14 protein-coding genes are annotated in these 23,809 nt (G+C 35.4%); 7 read left to right on the plus strand and 7 right to left on the minus strand.

The window, feature by feature from the left end:
* Positions 1-7: 7 nt before the first annotated feature.
* The 3 genes from ABI125_00440 to ABI125_00450 all read right to left on the minus strand — a co-directional run bounded on the left by ABI125_00440 (position 8) and on the right by ABI125_00450 (position 5,292).
* Positions 8-3,310 carry a SusC/RagA family TonB-linked outer membrane protein gene (locus ABI125_00440; protein XCF06345.1) on the minus strand — a complete coding sequence of 1,101 codons (3,303 nt, stop codon included), beginning with the start codon at positions 3,308-3,310 and terminating at the stop codon, positions 8-10.
* A gap of 297 nt (positions 3,311-3,607) precedes the next feature.
* The gene (locus ABI125_00445; protein XCF06346.1) at positions 3,608-4,036 is read right to left on the minus strand and encodes a RidA family protein; all 429 of its coding nucleotides are present in this window, start codon (positions 4,034-4,036) and stop codon (positions 3,608-3,610) included.
* On the minus strand, positions 4,033-5,292 hold the full coding sequence (locus ABI125_00450; protein XCF06347.1) for a pyridoxal phosphate-dependent aminotransferase: 1,260 nt from the start codon (positions 5,290-5,292) through the stop codon (positions 4,033-4,035). Before ABI125_00450 ends, ABI125_00445 begins: the two co-directional genes overlap by 4 nt.
* 162 nt (positions 5,293-5,454) lie before the next feature.
* Here ABI125_00450 and ABI125_00455 point away from each other — a divergent pair, with 162 nt between their 5' ends.
* Positions 5,455-5,871, plus strand: coding sequence for an Lrp/AsnC family transcriptional regulator (locus tag ABI125_00455; protein ID XCF06348.1), 417 nt, complete (start codon positions 5,455-5,457; stop codon positions 5,869-5,871).
* 197 nt (positions 5,872-6,068) lie between these two features.
* Here the strand turns inward: ABI125_00455 and ABI125_00460 are convergent, their stop codons facing one another.
* The 4 genes from ABI125_00460 to ABI125_00475 all read right to left on the minus strand — a co-directional run bounded on the left by ABI125_00460 (position 6,069) and on the right by ABI125_00475 (position 14,139).
* Complete coding sequence (locus ABI125_00460; GenBank protein ID XCF06349.1) at positions 6,069-7,745, minus strand: TIM barrel protein; 1,677 nt, start codon at positions 7,743-7,745, stop codon at positions 6,069-6,071.
* A 277-nt stretch (positions 7,746-8,022) separates the two neighbouring features.
* Complete coding sequence (locus ABI125_00465) at positions 8,023-9,519, minus strand: RagB/SusD family nutrient uptake outer membrane protein (protein ID XCF06350.1); 1,497 nt, start codon at positions 9,517-9,519, stop codon at positions 8,023-8,025.
* A gap of 29 nt (positions 9,520-9,548) precedes the next feature.
* Positions 9,549-12,674: a TonB-dependent receptor gene (locus ABI125_00470; GenBank protein XCF06351.1), complete on the minus strand. Its 3,126-nt coding sequence runs from the start codon at positions 12,672-12,674 to the stop codon at positions 9,549-9,551.
* A 418-nt stretch (positions 12,675-13,092) separates the two neighbouring features.
* Complete coding sequence (locus ABI125_00475) at positions 13,093-14,139, minus strand: GntR family transcriptional regulator (protein XCF06352.1); 1,047 nt, start codon at positions 14,137-14,139, stop codon at positions 13,093-13,095.
* Between the two features lie 634 nt (positions 14,140-14,773).
* On the opposite strand from ABI125_00475, the gene ABI125_00480 reads away from it, so the two are divergent.
* The 6 genes from ABI125_00480 to ABI125_00505 all read left to right on the plus strand — a co-directional run bounded on the left by ABI125_00480 (position 14,774) and on the right by ABI125_00505 (position 23,580).
* Entirely contained in the window at positions 14,774-17,605 is a 2,832-nt protein-coding gene (locus ABI125_00480) for a family 78 glycoside hydrolase catalytic domain (GenBank protein ID XCF06353.1), read from the plus strand.
* A 31-nt stretch (positions 17,606-17,636) separates the two neighbouring features.
* On the plus strand, positions 17,637-19,328 hold the full coding sequence (locus ABI125_00485; protein ID XCF06354.1) for a PQQ-dependent sugar dehydrogenase: 1,692 nt from the start codon (positions 17,637-17,639) through the stop codon (positions 19,326-19,328).
* Positions 19,329-19,407: 79 nt separating this feature from the next.
* Positions 19,408-20,430: an L-rhamnose/proton symporter RhaT gene (locus ABI125_00490; GenBank protein ID XCF06355.1), complete on the plus strand. Its 1,023-nt coding sequence runs from the start codon at positions 19,408-19,410 to the stop codon at positions 20,428-20,430.
* 21 nt (positions 20,431-20,451) lie between these two features.
* Positions 20,452-21,303 carry an amidohydrolase family protein gene (locus tag ABI125_00495; protein ID XCF06356.1) on the plus strand — a complete coding sequence of 284 codons (852 nt, stop codon included), beginning with the start codon at positions 20,452-20,454 and terminating at the stop codon, positions 21,301-21,303.
* Between the two features lie 11 nt (positions 21,304-21,314).
* Entirely contained in the window at positions 21,315-22,160 is an 846-nt protein-coding gene (locus ABI125_00500; GenBank protein ID XCF06357.1) for an SDR family oxidoreductase, read from the plus strand.
* 22 nt (positions 22,161-22,182) lie between these two features.
* The gene (locus ABI125_00505) at positions 22,183-23,580 is read left to right on the plus strand and encodes an FAD-binding oxidoreductase (protein ID XCF06358.1); all 1,398 of its coding nucleotides are present in this window, start codon (positions 22,183-22,185) and stop codon (positions 23,578-23,580) included.
* The last annotated feature ends 229 nt before the right edge of the window (positions 23,581-23,809 follow it).

A 23,809-nucleotide genomic window follows, 5' to 3' on the forward strand; every position in this document is an offset into this window, starting at 1 on the left:
CTGGATATTAAAATGTTGTCGTTAAATTAAGTGTAAAGGTTGGAGGGATTGGTATGGTTCGACTTATAGGATCGACATCCCATTTATTGAAATTCCAAACTTTTAAGTTGTCTGCTTGCAAGCTTACCGTAAAACTATTCATAGATAATTTCTTGGTGAGACTTTCCGGAAACTGATAAGATAAATTGACTTGAGACAAACGAATGTAAGAGGCATCATCGGTATTTCTGTCTGATTCATCAAGATACAGGTAAAGTGGTGTTCCCGTTTCATTTGGCGATGTAAGCCTAGGCACATCTGTAAGCAGCTCGTCTCCAGGCTGCTGCCACCTACTCACATAATCGCTAAACACATTGGTTCGAAAAAATCTAGGGTCATAATTTCTTTCGAACCTAAATCTATTTCCTCCAGAATATACTGTAAGTACACGCAACGATAAATTTTTATAAGTAACCGTGTTGGTTAACGACCCCGTACGAGTAGGTGATCTAGAACCTTCGCTTTTTAAAGCTTCTATAGCACCTATATCACCTCCCACTTCTATAACATCATTATTTTCATTAAAAAAGGATGGGTTACCTTCTTGGTCTAAGCCTGCATACCTGAAACTATAAAAATTATCCACCGGATCTCCCACAACAAAAGAATTAGCATCGTATTGCGTGAAGAGAAATATTTCTCCAGGATTACTTTCGTCTATACTTGTTATTTCATTTTTATTTTGGCTGTAAAGTATTCTTGAATCAAATTTAAAATCTTTAGTATTAATAATTCTTAAACCTAAATCTATATCTACACCTCTGTTATATAGTTCGGCAACATTTAGAAATGAAGAAGAAAGTCCATAGGTTGGACTTATATTACGTCTTGCCAGCAGGTCATCACTATTTCTGTTGTAGTATTCAATGCTTCCATAAATTCTATTATTAGCCATAGAGAAGTCTAGCCCTAAATTAAGTGTTTTTGTTTTCTCTAAGCGTAATGTTGGGTTTGGTGGGTTTGAAATAGTAAGGTAATTGTTTAAAAAACTTCCTTGATCTCTACCTTGTCTTGCTACTAAAAATGGTGATGTATTTCTATCTACATTTCCTCCAGAACCATAGGTTGCCCTTAGGTTAAGATTATAAAAAAACTTTGAATTAAAGTAGTTCTCGTTAGTTATATTCCATTTTAAACCTACGGAAAACAAAGGTGTATTCCTAAACTCTTCTGACGCTCCAAACAGGTTGGTATCATCCAATCTTACACTGCCCGATACGGTATAGCGTTTATCAAAATTATATGCACCATTAACATAGTATGAAAGAAATCTATTTTCATTAAATAATAATCTAGAGTTTGAATTGATTAGCCGTTGCCCGCCAAAAATTGGACTGGAGTAAAGGGTATTAAAATTAGGCTGTGTAAAAATCAAAGATTGGTCGTTATATCCAAACTTTCTGTCTCTATTAAACTCTGTAATTTGTTTACGGACCTCGTACCCCGCTATGGCATCAATGTTATGAAGGCCATCATTGAAGCTTGTTGAATAATTTAATTGCCCTCTAAACGTATTATCTGTTGTACTTCTAGTAGAAATATCTAATAACGAACCAAGAGGCACAGGCGTTTCTGTAACCACACCATTTTCATCTACAAGAGCAAAGGAGTTTACTAAGTTTCTGGTTGTGAACCTATTTTCATTAAGCAAGTTTCGCCCAAAAAATGACGACCACAAATATTGGTAACTCAAGTCAATTTTTAAACCTTCTAAAATCTCGTAATTTAATCCTGTTTGAATACGAACATCTGTTGATGTTGAAGTGTTATCTACGTTATCAGATTCTTGTTTAAGGTTAAATGTCCAAGGATACGGATAACCTTGTCTTTGTGCTAGTTGAGAACTTTCTATATTTACACCACCTTGCATTGGTAGGTAATTACCATTATCATCAACAATACGTTCAAATATTGGATAATTTATTAAATAATCTACAGGTCCTGTACTAATACCGTTTTCACTTTTGGTTTGAGATATATTACTAGAAAATCTAACTTGCAATTTATCTGTAAGCTTATAATTACCTACGACGTTTAAAATAAATTGATCGGACTTATCATTTACAATTGCACCTTTGTTTTGATTATAAACAAGCGAGGAGTTAAAGTTATATTTTTCACTACCACCAGATATACTCAGGTTATATTGGTTCCACAGGCGCTGTCTTAAAAATAGTCTTGAATACTCCTCTCTACCGTCGTTATTCCTAAGGGCTTCTATTCTACTGTCAGCGGTAGCAATATCAATATCACCTCTTTGAAGCCTTAGCAGAGTTTCTCTAACTGAGTTAGTTTGGAATAAAGAAAATTCATTCAAAGTACCATCAAACAAATTTCTCTGTTGTGAAAACTGTTCAAAATTAAACAACCCTATTTGATAATCTACTTGCGTACTAGGGTCTGCATAAGGAGCCTTAAAAATATCCTGTTTTAAAGTTACAGAAGAATTAACAGAAAGGTTTACCGAGAGCTTACTATTATTTTCACCTTTTTTAGTGGTAATTACAATAACACCATTAGCAGCCCGAATACCCCATATAGATGTTGCTGCCGCATCTTTTAAAATGGTAATTGTTTCTACATCGTTAGGATTTATGGTATTAAAACCTCCAGGTATTGCAAACCCATCAACCACTACCAGAGGCTCTGTTGTGGCATTAATCGAACTTCTTCCGCGAATTACAAGACCTATATTGTTTTTTTCTTGAATAAACGGGTCAAATTGCACGCCCGGGACTTCTCCCGCTATTTTACCAATTATACTCTGATCTATCTTTCGTTCTAAAACCTTTGTATTAATTTTTGCAAAAGACCCTGTTACGCGTTCTTTACTAATTTTTTGATATCCTGTAGAAAATATTTCCACCCCATCAAGTTCTTCTGCCGAAGGATTCATTTTTATATTATAAAATGATGTACTACCTACGGTTATTTCTACATCTGCATAACCCAAATACGAAAACAACAATACATCCCCTTCTTTAGCATTTAAATTAAATTTTCCGTCAAAATCGGTGGTGACACCTGTTTTTGTACCTTTAATAACAATAGTAACCCCTATTAAAGGAGCATTACTTTCGTCTGTAACTTTACCTTCAATACTTTTTTGAAGGAGATTTAAATTTGATTTTTCCCATTTCAATTCAAAAAAACTGATGCCATTATTTATAGCACCTTTGCCATATTTAAGAGCATTACTTTGAAAAAATGTTAAAAACAAACTTGTAACTAATAATGTTTTCTTTAAAACATACTGAAGTTTGGTTTCCATAAATGATAATTTTTTAATGATTCGAGCAAAAAACTATAATTACCAATAATTCAACACTTATTGACATATAGTGACTTTAATTTAAGACAAATGCTTGTTTTGGGATTATTTTACTTTGTAAAGGTAGTTTTATTAAAAATTATTCAAAAGTCGATTCTTGGGCGAATTCTGCTTTTTTTCATTGAAACAACTTTTTTCAACTATAACAAAAAGGATTCAACGGTTTAAATAATGCTATATAAGTTTGATAATAAAAGCACCATTAGTTATTGTTATGCGAAGGGAAATTAAAACCCTTTAGCTAACGCTACAGACCAATGTTATTTCTACAGGCGCGTTAGATGGTAAAGAGGCCACCCCTATTGCAGCCCTAGTTCCAATACATAGGATACCTAAAACATTTATAATAATTTCTGATGCAAAATCTGCTATTTTAGAATGCATTGTAAATGCTGTTTCTGTGTTTAAAAAAACATTCATTTGCAATACCTTTGCAATTTTTTCGTTTCCCTCTAAACAATTAACAGCTGACGTAATAGCATTTAATGTTGCTATCTCAACAGCTTCTTTATACGTTTCAACAGGAACTGATGCGCTCATTTGTCCCGAGTAAATTAACTTACCTTCTTTTCTAGGTGTCATGCCCGAGGTGTAAATAACATCGGCATGTCTTACAGCTGGAATATACTTACCTTGTGGTATTGGATTTTCTTTTACTGTTTTCATAAGGCATATATTTCAACCATCTTTACAATTCGTTTTGCAGCCTCTATCGCAGCACTATGGTCTTGCGAAAAATTAAGCCTAATACTATCGTTTAAGTGAGGTGCAAACTCTGATGCCGGTGTAACTGTTACATTTGCTTGATATCTTAACAACCTTACAAACGTATTTAAATCTACACTTAATGCAGGTAGTTGAGGAAACAAGTAACTTCCTGCTTGAGGCGTTGCAGTTTTAAGGTTCGCGCTTCTAAAAATATTAAGCAACTCATCGCGTATAGCTTCATGCTGTTTAATTCTGTTATCCAGCCAGCCACTAGGCTCATTAAACCAAGTTTTAAAAACAGCTTGATTGTACCCTGCTGCTCTTAGAGAAACGATAGCCTGTAAACGCTCCATTCTATCTATTATATTTGACGCTCCAAAGGCTACTCCTAGACGATAACCACTTAAAGATTCCGTTTTAGAAGGCCCCATTATTGTAATAATATTTTTTGGCCGCACTTTACAAGAACGCAAATGCACATATGTTTCGCCACTATACAACATTCTTGAGTATAATTGATCTACAATTACCGTAGCATTATATTTATTAGCTAAAACAGCAATTTTACTTATTACTTCTTCAGAGTACACAATACCTGTAGGATTATTAGGATTTGAAAACACTAAAACCTTAGCGCCATTTTCAAACGCCTTTTCTAGCGCATTTAGGTTTAGTCCGTTTTTTGAGGATTCTTCTAAATAACACAAAGGAACTGGCACTACTTCTCCTCCAAAAAATTTAACTAATTTTCTATTAGCAAAGTAATCTGGCTCTACAATAGCCACTTTAGTTCCTGATGCCACTGTTGCTCCTAAAGCTAAAAACAACGCACCTTGAGTTCCTGGCGTTAAAATTAATTCACTATCGGGCAACACAGGCACATTTGTAAACCTTCCTAGGTGCTTGGATAAAATTTCTCTAATATTCAAAGCGCCTCTGTATTCTGTGTAAGCTTGAGAGCCCCCTTGCTTGAAACCCTCCAACCAATAGTTTTCAGAATCTGGAGTTGGAGTAAAAGCATCTACATCCCCATGAGAAAAGTCTACTGGTACTCCTTTAAGTTTACCTCCCCGCATAACACTGTCTAGGACACTTAAATCTTGCCTTACCTCTTGGCCGGGAGCGTTATCAGCCTCAAGTGCTTCAAACTTTGCTTCTAACGATTTGTTTACACAATTATCAAACATAAATTTATTTTTGGTTTTTATTTTCACAATAAACACTAATTATCTGAATTATATTCACAATAAAAAGCATATTTATATTAATTATTCAAAAATAAAACACAATACAGGCATCTTAAAATTGATTAAATGATATTTTAGATATATTTACCGTTTAAAACACAAAAATTAAACACTAAAACTAACGATTCAATGGTTGATAGTACAGACAAAAAATTATTAGATATTTTAAAGGAGAATTCTCGCCTGTCATTTGCCGATCTTGGAAGAAAAATAAATTTATCTCCATCATCGGTTAGAGAACGTGTACAAAAACTTGAAGAAGAAGGCGTTATTAAAAAATATGATATACAAATAAACAACAAACTAATTGGCTATGATTTAGAGGCCTTTATTTTGTTGAAAGTATTTCCCGGAAAATTAAAGTATGTAATTAACAAGGTTAATGAATTTCCTGAAATTACTGTAGCGCACCGTATTACAGGAAACCAAAATATTCATTTAAAAGTTGTTGTAGAAAATCAATTGCACCTACAAAAACTGTTAGATAAACTCATGCAATTTGGAGACACAAACACTTTTTTAATTCTTTCTGAAATAACAAAATAAATCTAACCAGGAAACAAAACATAGATAATAAACTTCTAGGCTAAGCAGCAATATTTTGGCTTCAGATATTCAATTCGAATTTGTTTATTGTTTTGTGCCAAAGAAGGTATGCTTAAAATAACAACATCTAGTACCTCTCTAAACCATCCATAGACCTAAAAGACTGTTAACAAAAAATCTTGGGCAGTAGCTATTTTTTATTGAGTTAACAAGGATTTTAGATGTATAAGTATAAAGCGGTTCTTGCTCATTTCCGGAATCATGACAATTCCGTTTTTTATGTTAATGCCTAAATCTGCGAATTGCGAAAAGCCGGACATAACCTCTTCCACATCTCCGTGCTCACTAATTTTTAAAAGTCTTCCACCTGTCCAATCTGTAGCATAATAAGACTTGTTGTATTTTACAACGCCATCAAAGTTTGCAATCGGCAAACCTTTTCCAACAGGTTTTATTTCTTTGGTTTTAAGATCAATCCTCATTAGCGTCCCTTTTCTGCTGGTCTCAAAAGTAGCGCGATTGGTCATTGGCCCCCATGTGGCTACCACTAAGTGGTTTCCATCAACCCATAAGCCATTTGGGTACTCTAGGGTATCATTTTTAACAAAGATTTCTATATTCTTATTTTTAGGGAGTTTATAGATACTGTTGGTAAACGTATCGGATACGTATATGTCTCCACTGGGAGTTGCGGCAACATCATTGGCGAACTCCGAATTTGGTAAATTTATTTTCCTAATAATTTTTCCTTCAGCAACATCTATTTCAACTAAAACGCCTCGGTCGGCAACATACAAAAGGTTTTTGTACGAGGCCATTCCGGTAGGGGCATCTAAGCCTTCTATCCATCTATTTGAGATTACTTTTCCTTTTTCATCTAAACGTGTAATCCAACCATAACCATCTTTTTCAATCGTTACTTTTCCTCCTCCTAAATTAGAAATAAACCAAGACCTTGACACCTTATCCCAATAGGCGTTTTCTGGATTATCAAGAATGTTATTTAAGTTGTTGTTTTGATTTTTGAAAGTAGAATCAACCAGATTGTTCCATTTTTCAATAGAACGCAATAAATGGTCTTTAGGAGCATCTTCTATTCCAAAAGTGTGCAATATGGTTTTGCCTTTAAATTTTATTTTTTGCAAGACTGATATAAACTCAGAGATATCATAATCCCCTTCGTCCAATGGTTTTATGGCATCAGCCCAACCTTGTTCTCCATTTTCAAACATGGTAATGTTGGCACCAGAAACAGAAGCAAATTTTAAGTAAGGAGAAGCTTTAATCGCAACATCAAGCAAACGGCTACCATTACCCGCTCTTAATTCATGGCATAAGTGCAAGGTTAGAAACAGGTTTGGCTCATTTAATTTTTCAATGTAAGGAATGGCCTCTTCAGCAGATTCTATAAAACAATTATCGTGCGGATAGATAACAATATTCTTGTTTAATTTTTGAGCTTCGGCAGCCATATCTTTCAAAAGTTCCAAAGTTTTTTTCTCTGTAGCATCTTCCTTTAAAATGATGACCCATAAATCTGTTCCTTCAGGTAATACACTTAGTGTTTTACGCCATAATTTATTTTCATTTTCAAGATCATTGGAAAAATTAAACGGAAAGTAAACCACAGGAATTGACAACTTTCCTGAAGAAAAGGTTTCAGTATCCAGATATTCTTGTAGTTTTTTTATTTGCTTATCGTTTTTCACGATAAAAGAAGTACCACTGTAGCCAAGTTTATCAAAAAGTTTTGCTCTCTGAGGGATGGTTAAACTATCCATTTTAAAATCAAAAGCGTAAAGAGATTTATCAATGCCTTGTGCTCCTATCTGCATTGATAATACAAAAAGCGACAGTTTTATTATAGATTTCATTTTTAAATACTTATGTTTTATTGATGAATATGCTTAAAATAGTTTTGAAATTTGATAAAATGATTCAATCCTAATCATGGAGAGCTAAATTATCGATAAAGTTTTAAAAAACAATCATGCCCTATCTGTGAGGAGGCGGCTGTATTTGAAAAGGTAAGTAAAGTACTTTTTTACAAAACAGGACTATCCCAAACAGTCGGCAAAAATCGCAAGGTTAACAAAAAAAAGACTGCCCTTTCGGGCAGCCAGAACTAAATAATTAAACTAACTTAAAAAATTACCATCCCGGATTATTTTCCAGGATTTTAGGATTGGAATTGATTTCACTTACCGGTAAAGGCCACAAATTGAAATTTGGATTGTACGCTGTATTTGTTGGAGACCATGTTACATTTTCTGGGTGTTGCGATAAAACTTCTTCTACTTTACCTAACCTTCTAATATCATAGATTTCTTGAAATTCAAAAGAAAGCTCTTTATAACGTTCTTCATATATATATTCAGCAAATTCTTCTTGCGTCATACCATCTGGGGCATCTGTTGCATTTGCTCTGGTTCTCACTCTGTTTAAATAACCATAGGCTGTAGCTGTAGGCCCATTTAAACTATTCTCAATTTCTGCTGCCATTAGTAGCGCGTCAGAATATCTATAAACAATCATATCTGGATCACCATCAACGGCATTTTGATCAAGGTCTACATACTTATTTTGATATATACCTTCACGCTCAGGATAGTAACCATCTGCAAAAGTACGTGTAATGCCATCTCTATCTACATATGAGTATGCCATAGTAACATCTCTACGCACATCGGTTGCTTCAAAAGAATCATAAAAATCTTTTGTAAATCCACCATGTCGTTGACCAAGACCAGCATTATTAAGCCTATTTCGAGACCCCCAAACATGTCCAAAAGCCGTACCTTGACTTGATACAGATTGCGTTTGTTGAATAGCAAATATACGCTCATCGTTATTATCGATACGTATAGCTTCTTCATAGCTTTCTAATAGTTTATACCCTTGAGCAGTATCTTCTAAATCAAGAACTTCTCCCAATTTAGTTTCTGCTAATGCCATAGCACTTGGATCCTCTAAGGGCAAACCCGCCATAGTTAAATATACTTTTGCAAGTAAGAACTTTGCTGTGGCCTGAATAGGTCGCCCTATTTGAGCATCACCTCTCTTATCGCTAGGCAAGTTTGTTTCAGCCTCTTGTAAATCTAAAATAATTTGCTGGTACACCTCTGCTATTGGTGTTCTGGGAAGTTGTGCCTCTTCGGCCGTAACAGCAGGCTTTAATGGCATTGGAACGGCACCAAAAAGTTGAATTAGATTGAAAAAAGACCATGATCTTAAAAATTTAGCCTCAGCTATTATTTCCTTTCTTGCTGTTTCCTCTTCACTTTCAAACTGTCTCCCTTCTAGTTCTGCAATAAGAACATTAGATCTAAATATACCTTGATAAAAGGGGTTCCAAACTCGAGGTAAAGAAATGGCATCAGTAGCATCGGTAGTATAGTTCGCCCATTGTCTCCTCCAACTAATTTTAGATTGTATTTTTGGAGAAGGCACCACAGTTAATGATGACAAACCAAAATCATAGAGGCTAACAGCCCTGTTATACGAATTATAAATTGAGGTCACTGCCACTTCGGCCTCATCTACATTTTGATAAAAATTTGATGGGCTGATTTCTGAATATACTTCTTCTTCTAAATTAGAACAAGCTACGAGACCGGCCAGTAGAATTATATATTTTAATTTTTTCATTATTATTTTATTTAAAATTAAACATTTAATTAGAGACCAATGTTTATACCAAGTGTAAACGTTTGAGCTCTTGGGTAAGAAGCAAAATCTATACCTTGAGCAAGATTATTACCGCCACGTATATTAACTTCTGGATCAAAACCGGAATAGTCTGTAATAGTAAAAAGATTGGTTGCAGTGGCATATACCCTTGCGGATGCTATTGCCTTAATTTTTGCAACAGGAATATTATATCCTATACTTAGGTTTTTTAACCTGATGTATGACGCATCCTCTATAGTAGCAGAGTTTGGCGCGAAAAAACCTCCATTACCCCCAGTATAATTAGGGTATCGGATATCATTTGTAGGGTTTTCAGGCGTCCATCGGTTATCATACCAATCTTTAAAAGCATTGTTAACAATCCTACCTGTACCTAGAAATGAGTTATTGAGATTCATCACATCATTCCCAATAGACCCCTGTAAAAACACACTTAATGTGAAATTTTTATATGTAAAATCGTTGTTCCAACCGAAAATATAATCTGGATTTGGATCTCCTATAATGCCGCGATCTAAACCACTTATAACACCATCAGGAACTCCTTCTGGACCACTTATATCTTGGAATTTATATTGGCCAGGAACTTGGTTTCCGTTTGTTGGAACTGTTGCTGTGCCAGAAGTATCAAAATCACTTTCTTGAAGTATACCTATTACCTTAAGCCCGTATAAAGCACCAAATGGCTCACCTACCCGCATAACGTTTGTCGGGTCTGTTACAATATTTGTGGCTGGTCCAGGGCCAAATATATCCGCATCATTGTCTCCAAGGCTTAAAACGGTTGCTTTATTATTACTCCAGTTAATGCTTGTATTCCATTTAAAATCTTTATTGTCTACAATATAACCTCCTAACGCAATTTCAAATCCTTTGTTTTCAATACTACCAGCATTGGCAGTAAGAGAGTTTATTCCGGCTGAGTTTGGAAGTGGGAAATTTAACAATAAATCATCAGTAGTTTTATTGTAATAATCTACAGAAGCAGTAAATCTGTTTTTTAAAAACCCTAAATCCAATCCAATGTTAAACTGCTTTGTCTTTTCCCATTCTAAATCTGGGTTTCCAATTCTAATAGGAGCTAAACCTGAATATAGAATATCTCCATATACAGCATTCGCAGTACCTAAAAGGGTTAAAGATTGTAATGGCGATATAGATTGAGAACCTGTAATACCATAACTAGCTCTTAACTTCAAATTAGACACCGTTTCTGATTCTTTTAGAAAATCTTCATTTGATACAGTCCAACCTAGACCTACAGAGGGGAAATACCCCCATTTTTTATTTTCAGCAAAAACACTGGATCCATCTGCTCGAGCTGTTAATGATAAGTAATATTTTTTATCGTAATTATAATTAAATCTAGCGTAGTAAGAAGATAAAACTCTTTCGATCCTAGAACTTGTAGGTATTAAAGGATTTAAACCCAAACCAACATTATCGGTCTCTAAAATATCAATTGGAAAATCGTCCACAATAGTATTCAAACGACGTGTGTTATCAATTTGGTATGAATAACCGCCTGTTACATCCAAATTACTTTTCTCAAACGCTTTGTTGTAGGACAAATAAGATTCAATTAAATAATTACGATTGCTACTAACGTTATAAACAGCCCTAGAATTACGTAATCTACCTTGTCTGGTTGTTTTAGGGAAATAAACTTCTCTTCGGCTGTTTGAACTATTCGTACCTGTTGAAAGGTTAAAGGTTAAATTTTCTGTTATTTTATATCTTGTTAAGATACTTAAAATTAAATTCTCATTATAGGTTTCATTCCTTGTGTCTCTTAGCTCCACCAAAGGGTCCGTAAAAAAATTACTAGTGCCGTCACCTTCGTCAATAGGATCATCGGGAGTTGCTGTTGGAGCATTTTTATAGGCTGAAAAAACAGATCCTGAGTTTATAATAGAACCAGACCCTTCGCCTGACCTGTTATTCAATGAGCGCACATAATTGACAGATGTACTGGTAGTTAAACGATCAGTAAGGTTATTATCTACATTTAACCTGATATTTGCTCTAGAAAAATCTGTAAACTTCACAATTCCTTCATTTTTCAAGTAATTAGCCGATAAGAAGTATCTTGACTTGTTTCCACCTCCAGAGGCCGTAAGTTGATATCTGTTGGTCATAGCTGTTCTCAAAATCCTATCTAACCAATCTGTAGTCGTTGCATTTTCAGGCAAGGGTCTATCAACCCCATCAAACAGCAAAGGCGCACCGTTTATAGTAGCCACTTCATTTCTCCATTCAGCATACGTTGGTCCATCCAAAACTTCTGGAAAATCTTTAATATCACTAAATCCAGTTTCTGCTGTTAAATTAATTTGAGTAGCTTGCTCGTAATCCCCTTTTTTTGTAGTAACAATTATTACCCCATTTGCACCACGAGAACCATAAATAGCAGTTGACGACGCATCTTTTAAAACCTCAACAGATTCTATTTCGGCAGGGTTCAAAAAACTTAAAAGGTTAGATGAAGTTTGGTTACCTTCTCCTGCTCCCCGAGCACTCGCTTCTCCACCCGTAGGCATTGGATAACCATCTATAACAATTAAAGGTGAATTATCTCCCAATATAGAGTTATTACCCCTAATTCTAATGGTAACTTCACCTCCAGGTTCGCTAGATGTATTGGTAATGTTTAACCCTGCTGTGCGACCTTGTAGGGCCATATCAAACGTAGGAACTGGCATTTTAGCAATATCGTCTCCTTTTACAGATCCTACGGAACCTACTAAATCAGCTCTAGTTTGTGAACCATAACCAACCACCACCACGGCATCAAGCCCTTCTGCGTCTTCTTCAAGAACAACATTGACTGTAGATTTTCCAGCTACCGACATCTCTTTGGTGCTAAATCCCAAATAAGAGAAAACCAGCACTTGTTCACCAGATACTAACTTTATATTAAAACTACCTTCAAAATCAGTTACCTGACCATTTTTTGTTCCTTTTTGAATAATATTCACCCCAGCCAATGGCATACCATCTTGCGAAGTAACTCTACCACTGACTGTACTCTCTTGAGAATACATTCCAAGAGACATTAAAACAAAGCACAAGAACAGTACTTTATTCTTAGTTTTTTTTAGTTTGTTTTTCATAATTTGTTTGATTTTAGTTAATTGGTTTAGCACAATGTTTAAATTGTATCTTGTAAATCTATATCATTTCAGATAGAATTGCATCCTGTCGAATCTGCTCAACCCCTATAGTTATTCACTTACTGGCTGTTGTATGAACCATGACCAAAAAAATCTACACTCTCATAATTGTTAAGAAACCCATTGACATTAGCTTTGTTACGCTATGTTGCCCTAATAATAAAAGGTTATTATCTTCTCTGAATAATTACGGAACAAGACTCAATGAAGGGCGTTTTAAATTGTTTTGCAAGAAATATTCTATTAAGAAAAATCCTGTTGTTTCTAGCCCGTTTAAGCGGTTACACTCTTAGCTTCAAAAATAGTATCGTTATACTGATTACTATAAGCCTGTACATCATCAAGACGACACAAGTTTTTATGCCGATTCTCTGTGGATAAAATTAAACGGCACTTTGTAATTCCCTCTTTCCTTGTTTAAAATCATTTTGGCAGCCATATCTCCCATAACATCATAATCTGTAGATACCACTGAAATTCCAAATAGATTTTTTAAGGGGGTATCGTTATAAGAAACAACCCCAATATCTTCTCCTAATTTATACTCCTTCTCCCTTACCTGTTTAACAAAAGCAACCAATTCAGACTCCTCGATAATAATAAACAAATCCCCTTTGGCGATAACCATATCGTGAGACACTTCATCTACAACTTCAAAATCAAATTGGTGCATGCTGCAAAACTTTCTTATGCCATGAAAAATTCTTCGTGGGTATGGGCAAATAGATTCTTGTGGATACACCAGTGTTATTTTTTGGTATTTACACAATGTATGCAACCCCTCCATTAAGGCACTGTAAATGTCTTTTTCAAAATCTTGATATACCGTTATAATCTGATTTTGATAAGAGTTTAAACCGTTGTCCATTAAAATAAGTTTGCTTTCAGGGATTTTTTTCAAAGCATGAGACACTCTTGGGGTCATTCCTGTATGCTCTTTGTTCTCTGTTTTAAAATGAGGCATTACCACATAATAATCATAAGACAGCTTACGCTCTTCCAATAAATTTAAAAACAATGTTTCGTCGCTATTGTAAATATGTAGGTCAATATGCACATTTGATCCAATTGTTTGCGCAAAGGCATTATAAATTTTCATTTTATCAGCACTCAACCTATTTATTAAAAACAAAATATTAACCTTTGATATAAGCTGTGTTTTTGCTACATAAAAACCTTTACCCCTTACAGACGAAATCACATTACGCTTCTTTAAAATATTATACGCCTTTTCAACAGTATCTCGAGACACATAAAAATTTTCGCTAAAACTATTAATCGATGGGATTTTTTGATCCATTACCAAATTTCCAACAGAAATATTATGGATTATCGATTTTACAATTTGTTCATATTTAGATTCTCTTGAATAATCATCGATTTTAATAAGGCTGGTCATTTCCATATCAGTAAAGTTTAGTGGTTAAAGTATTGCCTGTAAATAATAGCATGAGAAATAGTACCCCATTTCATGCCAACACAAAGCAGCATATAGCAATATTACAATGTTTCCGCCTCCCAACTGAGGAGATATGTTTTCGTCAAGGGGGGGCAATTTCAAACTTTTACGGGGCAAATGTGTTTAATTTGGGGGGCAAATGTATTCGCTATTCGTTATTTTTAAATAAGAACACACAAACACACCTCTCTCCTTTAAACGGGTTTACCAATTTAAACCAAAGACGATGCACCAAAGGTTTTAATCACCACTTTAGAGGTTTGCTAAAACCACTTGTTTACTTGCACTTTTATATAAGTATATTTTTACTCTTTATAAAATCTTGTAGATAAAAACATAAATTCGATTTGATACGCCCTTCCTTTTATGGTCTAAAAAAAACAGCCCACATGTTTTCAAAATAAGCCACAAAACAGATTCATAAAACACCACTATTTTTCACATCTGCCAACACAAAAGCACCCGCAAAAAACAAATACTGACAGAAACTACAGGATGCAAAAATCCAATTTTAGCCATAAGTTTGTTAATCCAAGAACTACCCCTTTGTAAATTTCACATTCAATTTAAAAAAAGACAAATGAAAAAAATCACATTAATATTTCTATCACTTATCCTGCTTTATTCGTGCGAAAAAAAAACAGACAACAGCATAACCATCAGCAAGATAACAGTTAATTATTTTGACAATCCTTGGGGTATTGATGACCCTAATCCAAGCATTAATTGGATTATGACATCAAACGGTAGAAACAAAAAACAAACCGCCTACCAAATTAAAGTAGCCAGTTTAAAAGAAGATCTAGACAATGATAAAAACATTCTGTGGGATTCTGGCAAATTAATATCTGAACAAAACTCACAGATACGCTATGCTGGCAAAACGCTACAATCTGGCCAACATTGCTATTTTAAAATTAGGGTTTGGGATGAAAACGACGTGGCCTCGGCCTGGAGCGAAACAAATATGTGGACTATGGGTCTGCTCAAAAAATCTGACTGGAAGGCTAAATGGATTGGTTACAAAACAACAGATAAAAACAAAAAGGACACTTTACATTTACCGCCCCCGCCATATTTAAGAAAATCGTTCACCACAAAACCTAACATAAAAAACGCAACACTGTACATAACTGCTCTTGGCGCTTTTGAAGTATCACTAAACGGAAAAAAAATAGGAAACGATTTATTGGCCCCCGGTTGGAGCGATTACAACAAACGCATTTATTACAAAACCTATAATGTTATTGATTATTTAAAGAAAGGCGAAAATACTATTGGGGCTATTTTAGGCGATGCTTGGTATGCCGGTTATGTTGGCCCAAAAGTATTATCAAAACCAAGAAACAGAGAATTATACGGCCTACACCCTGGTTTACTATCTCAATTAGAAATTGAATATGATAATGGCGATAAAGACATTATAACTTCAGATGAAAACTGGAAAGCTAACGAAGGCCCTTTTGTTTATGCAGATTTACTTATGGGAGCTGAATATAACGCCAATTTAGAGTTAACAAATTGGAACACCAACAACTATGACGATAAAAATTGGTCGCCTGTCTACATCCACCAAGGAACAGAAGGTGTGATTCAGGCATATCCTGGAAATAGCATACAAGTATATGATGAAATTATACCCATTGAAATTACAGAACCTGAAAAAGGCACATATATCTTTAATTTAGGGCAAAACTTTGCAGGGCACGCAAGACTACAAGTACAAGGAAACAAAAACGACACCATAGTTATCCGGTTTGGAGAAAGACTACATGACGATGGTAAATTAATGACAGAAAACTTAAGGTTTGCGCGTGCTACAGACACTTACATTTTAAAAGGTGAAGGTGTAGAAACTTGGGAACCAAAATTCACTTATCATGGATTTCAGTATGTTGAAGTTACAGGGTTAAAAACAAAGCCAACCAAAGAAACCATTACTGGCATACCCTTTGGGTCTTCGATCCCTTTTGAAAGCTCCTTTACATCATCCGATGAAATACTAAATAGAATGTACCAAAATGTGATATGGACACAACATTCTAATTTTATGGAAGTTCCTACAGACAGCCCGCAGCGGGATGAACGTTTAGGATGGTTGGGCGACGTACAAATTTTCTCGAGGTCTGCACTATACAATGCCAACATAGGTGCATTTAACAGAAAATGGTTTGCAGATCTTCGTGATGCGCAATACGATAACGGACCCTATGCCGTTTTTGCCCCTAGGCCTTACCCTAAATTGGTTTGGTATTCTCCAGGGTGGATGGAAGCAGGTGTAATGGTGCCTTACAACACTTACAAATTCTACAATGACACCAAAGTTATTGAAAACCATTACGAGTCTATGACACGATTTATGGATTATCATATAGAAAAAAGTAAAGTACATAAATTTTACCCAGAGCACTCATTTACAGATGCAAGACCTATAGGTGGTTTTGGAGATTGGTTGTCCATGACCGACAAACACCTTTCACATGATATACTTGCATCTATGCATTACCAATATGCATTAAAGATTATGTCTGAAATGAGTGCTGCCATTGGTAATCAAGAAAAGGCAAACTATTATAAGGTATTATATAACGAATCGGTTACCGCATTTATAAAGCACTATATAGATGAAGACGGAAAATTTCAAATTGATGAAGCTGTTTACGGAGACGGAAAAGGTTATTTTGAAGGAGAAAAAGGCTTTACAGGTCACACGCAATCGGCTTACGCAACAGCTATTTATTTTGATTTATTACCCCCTAACCTAAAAGAAAAAGCAGGAAAACATCTTGTGGATTTATTAGCTAAAAACAACAACTTGCCATCCTCAGGTATTTTGGGGATTAGACAATTATTGCCAGCACTATCCTCTATTGGGCGCTCTGATTTGGCTTATGAAATTTTATTAAAAAAGGATTATCCTAGCTGGGGTTTCCAGATTAAAAATGGCGCCACTACAATCTGGGAAAGATGGAACAGTTACACACCTGAAAATGGTTTTAACGGAGAAATGAATGCCGAAATGAATTCTTTTAACCATTATGCCTTTGGGGCTTTTTCACAATTTCTGTTTAGCGACATTGCAGGCATAAAAACCAAAGACGCCGGTTTTAATAATATTATAATAAAACCTAAATTAGGTAACATGTCACTATCTCACGCCAGCGGCAAATACGCTTCTATAAACGGAAACATTACCTCCTCTTGGTCCATAGAAGGCCACTATTTTAATTTAGAAGTAGAAATACCCGTAAACACCAGCGCAACCGTTTACATCCCTTCAAAGGAAGGCAATAATGTTTTAGAGTCTGGTCATGAAATAGATTCAAATCTTATAAAGTTCTTAAAACAAGAAGGAGAATATAAGATGTATGAAATCGGGTCAGGAAGCTACAAGTTTAAATCTGAAATATAATTTTATCTCTAAAAGGTTGAACAGAATTAATATGCCAACAAAAATAAGGCTACTCTATATAATTCTAATATCATTAGTACTATATAGTTGTCGATCAGAGTCAAAACAGGAGCTTACAAGTAGTTACTTAAGTACGGATGATGAAGACATTCTAAACGGCAAAGTAATATTTGAGCAAAAATGCAGCTACTGCCACAACTTTAATCAAGACGCCATAGGCCCCAACCTTAGTGGAATTACAAAAGAAGTTAGTGTGCAGTGGATAAAGGAATTCATAAAAAACCCGTCTTTAGTGCTTTCTGAAAATGATGAAAGAGCACTTGCATTGCATGAAAAATACAAGATAAATATGCCTGGGTTTCCAGATTTATCTGAAAAAGAATTTAATGAACTTATAAGCTATATTAATTCGTTTTCTAAAAAGAAAGCAACCAGCAACACCAATCTAGGAAATCCTATTGATAACCCGATTGAAGACACGCTGGTTTATTCTGATATAAATGCAAATATAAAATTTGTTGCTCAAGTACCTGCATCTGCAAAAAGTCCAACATTAGCACGAATAAATAAATTGGATTGTGCCGGTAATTCTGGGCGGATTTTTATCAACGATTTGAGAGGCAAACTTTATGAATTAAATAACAACCAGCCTAAATTATATGCATCAATTTCAGAATTCAACAAAAATTTTGTTCACGAACCTGGATTAGGCACCGGGTTTGGAAGCTTTGCATTTCATCCTAATTTTGAAAAAAACGGATTGTTTTACACCGCTCATTCAGAAAAGCCATACACTAAAAAAGCCGATTTTTTTCTTCCAGACAGTATCCCTACAAAAATGCAATGGGTGGTTAAAGAATGGAAAAATAAAGACCCAAAAAGCACCAGTTTTGAAGGAACTGTTCGAGAACTGCTGCGCATTGATTTTGTAACCATCATGCATGGTATTCAAGAAATTGCTTTTAACCCAACTAGCTCTAAAAATGAATCTGATTACGGAATGCTCTACATTAGCCTTGGAGACGGAGGCAGTGTGGGTCAAGGCTTTCCAGAGGTTGCATTGCACGAGGGGTCGCAAGTTTGGGGCACTATTTTAAGAATAGACCCTAGCGGAAACAATAGTGGCAATGGTAAATACGGAATTCCAACAGACAATCCTTTTACTAAATCTAAACAAAAGAAAAAAGAAATTTGGGCTTATGGATTTAGGAACCCAAACCGAATTTGCTGGAACACAAAAGGACAAATGTTTGCTACTGATATAGGACATAAAATAGTAGAAGAAGTAAACCTTATAGAACCCGGTAAGTTTTATGGCTGGCCCATTCGCGAAGGCACTTTTGTTCTAAACACCTTTGGGAACCAAAGTTTAGCCTATCCGTTACCACAAAATGATGACGAATACGGAGTTACATATCCCGTAATTGAATACGACCACGATGACGGGGTAGCTATTAGTGGAGGCTTTTTTGCCCAAAAACCGCCCTTTAATGGGAAATATATATTTGGAGATATACCTGTTGGCACCATTTTTATAGCGGATCTTTCTGAAACGAAACAAAGAAACATTAAAAAATTAAACATCGTATTAAATGAAAAACAAACAGATTTCGCACAACTTATCAAAAAAAATCGTGTGGATCTCAGGTTAGGCCAAGATTGCAACGGAGACATATATATGTTAACTAAAGCAGATGGAAAAATTTATAAAATAACTTATTAATAGTAAAACATTAAAACCACTATATAGCAGAAAAGTATAGATTTGCTCTATGTGCCATTAACAAACTTAAATATATAAAATGACATTTTTTGTAGGCATATTACTCGTAGCATTAGGAGGAATTTTAGAAGGCCTTTTCTCTGTTCCTGTTACCAAGGTAAAAACTTGGGAGTTTGAGAACATATGGGGCATTGGTTCACTTTTGGCTCTTTTATTACTACCCTGGCCTTTATCATATCTTTTTGTAGATAATTTATGGCAATTATATAGCGCCATTCCCAATTCAGTATTAATTAGCGTTATTTTTTGTGGGATTTTCTGGGGTATTGGAGGAATATACTGGGGGCGGGCCATTGCTGCTCTTGGGATGGCTTTAGGCGTATCAATACTTATGGGGCTTATTAACGTTTTTGGCTCAATTGTACCACTATCTGTATTTGAACCTAACAAACTCTTAACAACAGGTGGCTATATATTAATATTGGCCATTATTGTAATGATTATAGGTGTAGTAATAATATCAATTGCTGGTCAAAAGAAAGAAGAGGCTTTAAATACGCGAGACCATAAGAAAACTGGAACATTTCGTATTGGCATCTTATTTTGTTTAATTTCTGGCATCCTTTCGGCTGCCGTTAATTTTGCATTTATTATTGGCACTCCAATAACGGAGGAGGCTTCAAAAATGCAGGTACAAGACTACGCAACAAGTTTTGCAATTTGGAGCCTTGTGTTTACAGCTAATTTTTCCATTAACACTTTTTACGGTTTTTATATGATGATGAAAAAAGGAACGCTAAAAAACTTATCTAAAGGTCGTTTTTCTAAAGAGTGGATAGGAGCCATTTTCATGGGTATAGCGTGGCCAGGTGGCATTATCATTTATGGCATTGGCGCAAATGCCATGGGACCTTACGGTGCTTATGCTGGATTTCCTATGATGATACTGGCATCCATTCTGGCTGGAAACCTAGCAGGCGCATTAGGCGGTGAATGGAAAAACTCAGGAGCAATTCCCCGCCGTATTATGGTTACAGGAATTTTAGTGTTATGTCTAGCATTTACACTTTTAGGGTATTCCACTTATGTAATGAATGGGTAACTGCTTAACACCAATAGAGAAATGGAAAACTTATCAATAATTGACTCACACATACACCTTTGGGACATACAACACTTAGACTACCCATGGTTAAGCCAGTTTCCTAAAATAAACAGAACTTTTTTATTACCTGATTACGATATTGCCACAGCCGGACAGCTTGTAGAAAAAATGATTTTCGTTCAAGCCGAATGTAAACCCTCTCATTTTTTAAAAGAAATAGAATGGGTTGAAGCTCTTGCCCAAAAAGACAAACGGCTAGCTGCCATAATTCCTTGGGCTCCTATACATACTGGGAATGCTGCGGCAGAAGTATTAGAGCAGTTTGCCCAAAACCCAAAAATAAAAGGCGTAAGGCAACTTATTCAACCTAAAGAGGACATTAATTTTTGTTTGCGTCCAGATTTTATAGAGGGCATAAAACTTTTAGGAAAAAATAACCTGCACTTTGAATTAACAATAAACCCAAACCATTTTCCTGCCGTTTTAAAACTTGTAGAAAAATGTCCGGATACGCGGTTCATCTTGAACCATATCGGCAACCCAAATATCATAAAAAACCAGCTCCAACCCTGGAAACAATACCTAAAAGCTTTTGCTTGTTCAGGTATTCACTACTGTAAATTTTCAAACCTAGTTTGTAACGCCAATTTAGAGCATTGGCATATAGATGACTTAAAACCTTATTCTGACACGGTCATTGACGTTTTTGGCCCTGAAAAACTAATATGGGGAAGCGACTGGCCCCATGCACTTCGTGCATCATCTTGGTCAAAATGGTTTAAAACCGCGGTTTCTTTAACAGAAGGACTAAACGAAAAAGAACGCGCTAAAATTTTTAGGACTAACGCCATTCGCTTTTACAACTTATAATTTAAACAACTATGAATAACACATTATATAAAACCAACCATGCTTTTGTTCCGAAAAGATTTGAAGGAAAAGTGGCTATTGTTACTGGCGGAGCTTCAGGTTTAGGACGTGCTATTACCGAAGAATTTTGCAAAGAAGGCGGTAAAGTTCTATTTACAGACATTAGCGAATCGGGCAAAATAAAGCAAGAAGAAGATGCCAAAAATGGCTATAACACAACATTTTTAATGGGCGATATGGGAGACGAAGCATTTTGCAAGGCCTGTGTAGTCGAAACAAATAAAAAATATGGCAAAATTGATTATTTGGTCAACAACGCTTTTTCTTTTGCCGCAGCAGGAATGAATGCTAAAACAGAAGATTGGATGCGAAGTTTTAAAGTAGGGCCTTTGGCCTATGCAAGAATGGCTCAAGAAGTTTACCCTTACATGAAAAAATATGGAGGTGGTGCTATTGTAAATATTTCGAGTATTTCCGCTCATATAGCTCAAAAAGACCGTTGGACGTACAACACCTCAAAAGGAGCTGTAAACCAACTAACCAAATGCCAAGCTCTAGATTTTGCGCCCTATAAAATACGGGTAAATAGTGTAGACCCTGGGTGGATATGGACTAAAGAAACCGATAAAGCCGCAAATCTAGATGGAGGTGGCCGAGAAAAATGGGACCCTATTTGGGGGCGTTTTCATATACTAAGACGTATGGGGCTGGCTATTGAAGTCGCAAGACCCGTACTCTTCTTATTAAGTAACGATGCTTCTTTCATTACGGGCACTAATCTAGCCGTAGATGGAGGATATCTTGCTATCGGATCAGAAGGTTTAGGAGAAAATACTATAAACGCAGGATCTCAATAATTTATAAGTTAGTTTCATAATTATGATTGAAGCACATATAATAGAAATCGAAAAAAAACTTGGAAGCAATAAAGTTCTACTAGGAGATAAAGTTAGAGAAAGATATTCCCACATATGGGAAACAGACAAACCTTTACTTGCCAAAGCGGTAATATTTCCATTAAGCACCCAAGATGTTTCAGACGTTTTAAGCATTTGCCATAAAAACCACCAACCCGTTGTTGTACATGGAGGGTTAACTAACCTAGCCGGCAGCACTGAAACCAATGCTGATGAGATTGTTATATGTATGGAAAAAATGAATACTATAGAAGAATTCGATATTTCCAGCCGAACAATAACGGTACAATCTGGAGTAATTCTAGAATCCATACACCAAGAAGTAGAAAAAAAAGACTTACTCTTTCCAATTAACTTTGGCGCAGAAGGGTCTGCACAAATTGGTGGCGTTATTGCAACCAATGCTGGCGGACTTCGTGTTTTCCGTTATGGCATGACCAGAAACCTCATTTTAGGACTTGAGGTGGTTTTAGCCGATGGGACTATTATCTCTTCTTTAAAAAAAATCATAAAGGATAATTCGGGATACGATTTAAAACACCTGTTTATTGGCTCTGAAGGGACATTAGGCGTAATCACTAAAGCCGTATTAAGACTTCAGCAAAAACCAAAAAGCAGAAGCAGTGCCTTTGTTGCCATGAACGATTTTAATAAAGTAATCGCTTTTTTAAAATTTATAGATGCCGGATTGGCAGGCATTTTAAGTGGTTATGAATTATTATGGGAACGCAATTTCAAAGCCATGACTGCGCCTGCTACAAATATCCCCAAACCCCTTCCCTATGGTTACAAATACTATGTACTTATAGAGGGCTTGGGCAGTAATCAAGAACAAGACCAGCAAAAATTAGAAGAATTATTAGAAGAAGCTTTAATAGATGAACTAATTTTAGATGCTGCCGTATCGCAATCAGTGAAGCACACCGAGTTGTTCTGGAGAATCCGTGAAGATGTAGATATTTTAGTAGACCAATGTAACAATGTACAAAACTTTGATATTAGCCTTCCCATTTCTGAAATAGGCACCTATGTAGATTCTATTTTTGACATTTTAAACAAAATACCTGAAGTAGAAAACTTTTTTGCACATGGGCACGTGGCCGATGGCAACATTCATTTTCTAATCAGTAAAACCAATAATAGTCAAGACCTAACAGATAAAATTAATAAAATTATTTACGCCCCATTAACAGACCTAGGAGGCTCAGTATCTGCCGAACACGGCATAGGATCTCATAAAAAAACGTATCTAAAATTTTGTCGTTCAAATGAAGAGATTCAATTAATGCGCTCTATCAAAACTACTATGGATTCTAGAGGTATTTTGAATAGAGACAAAATAATTAATTATCATAGTTAAGAACTGTACACAAAACAAGCTAGTCCGTTTTCTTAATATAAATTTTCAGCAAATTACTATTGTCCTATTTCATTACGCATTAACAATTCCCTATTTGCAACAAGCTTATGTGTCCCTAACAAAAAAATATTCCTGTTTATTTTAAAACCCTTAACTTTACTAAAACCTAATACACATACATGGCCGAATACAAAGCTTAAGGTATATTAGTTGGCGTATCATCATTTAA

Origin of the sequence: Tamlana crocina (assembly GCA_040429635.1) — a bacterium.
GTDB classification, from domain to species: Bacteria; Bacteroidota; Bacteroidia; order Flavobacteriales; family Flavobacteriaceae; genus Flavisericum; species Flavisericum crocinum.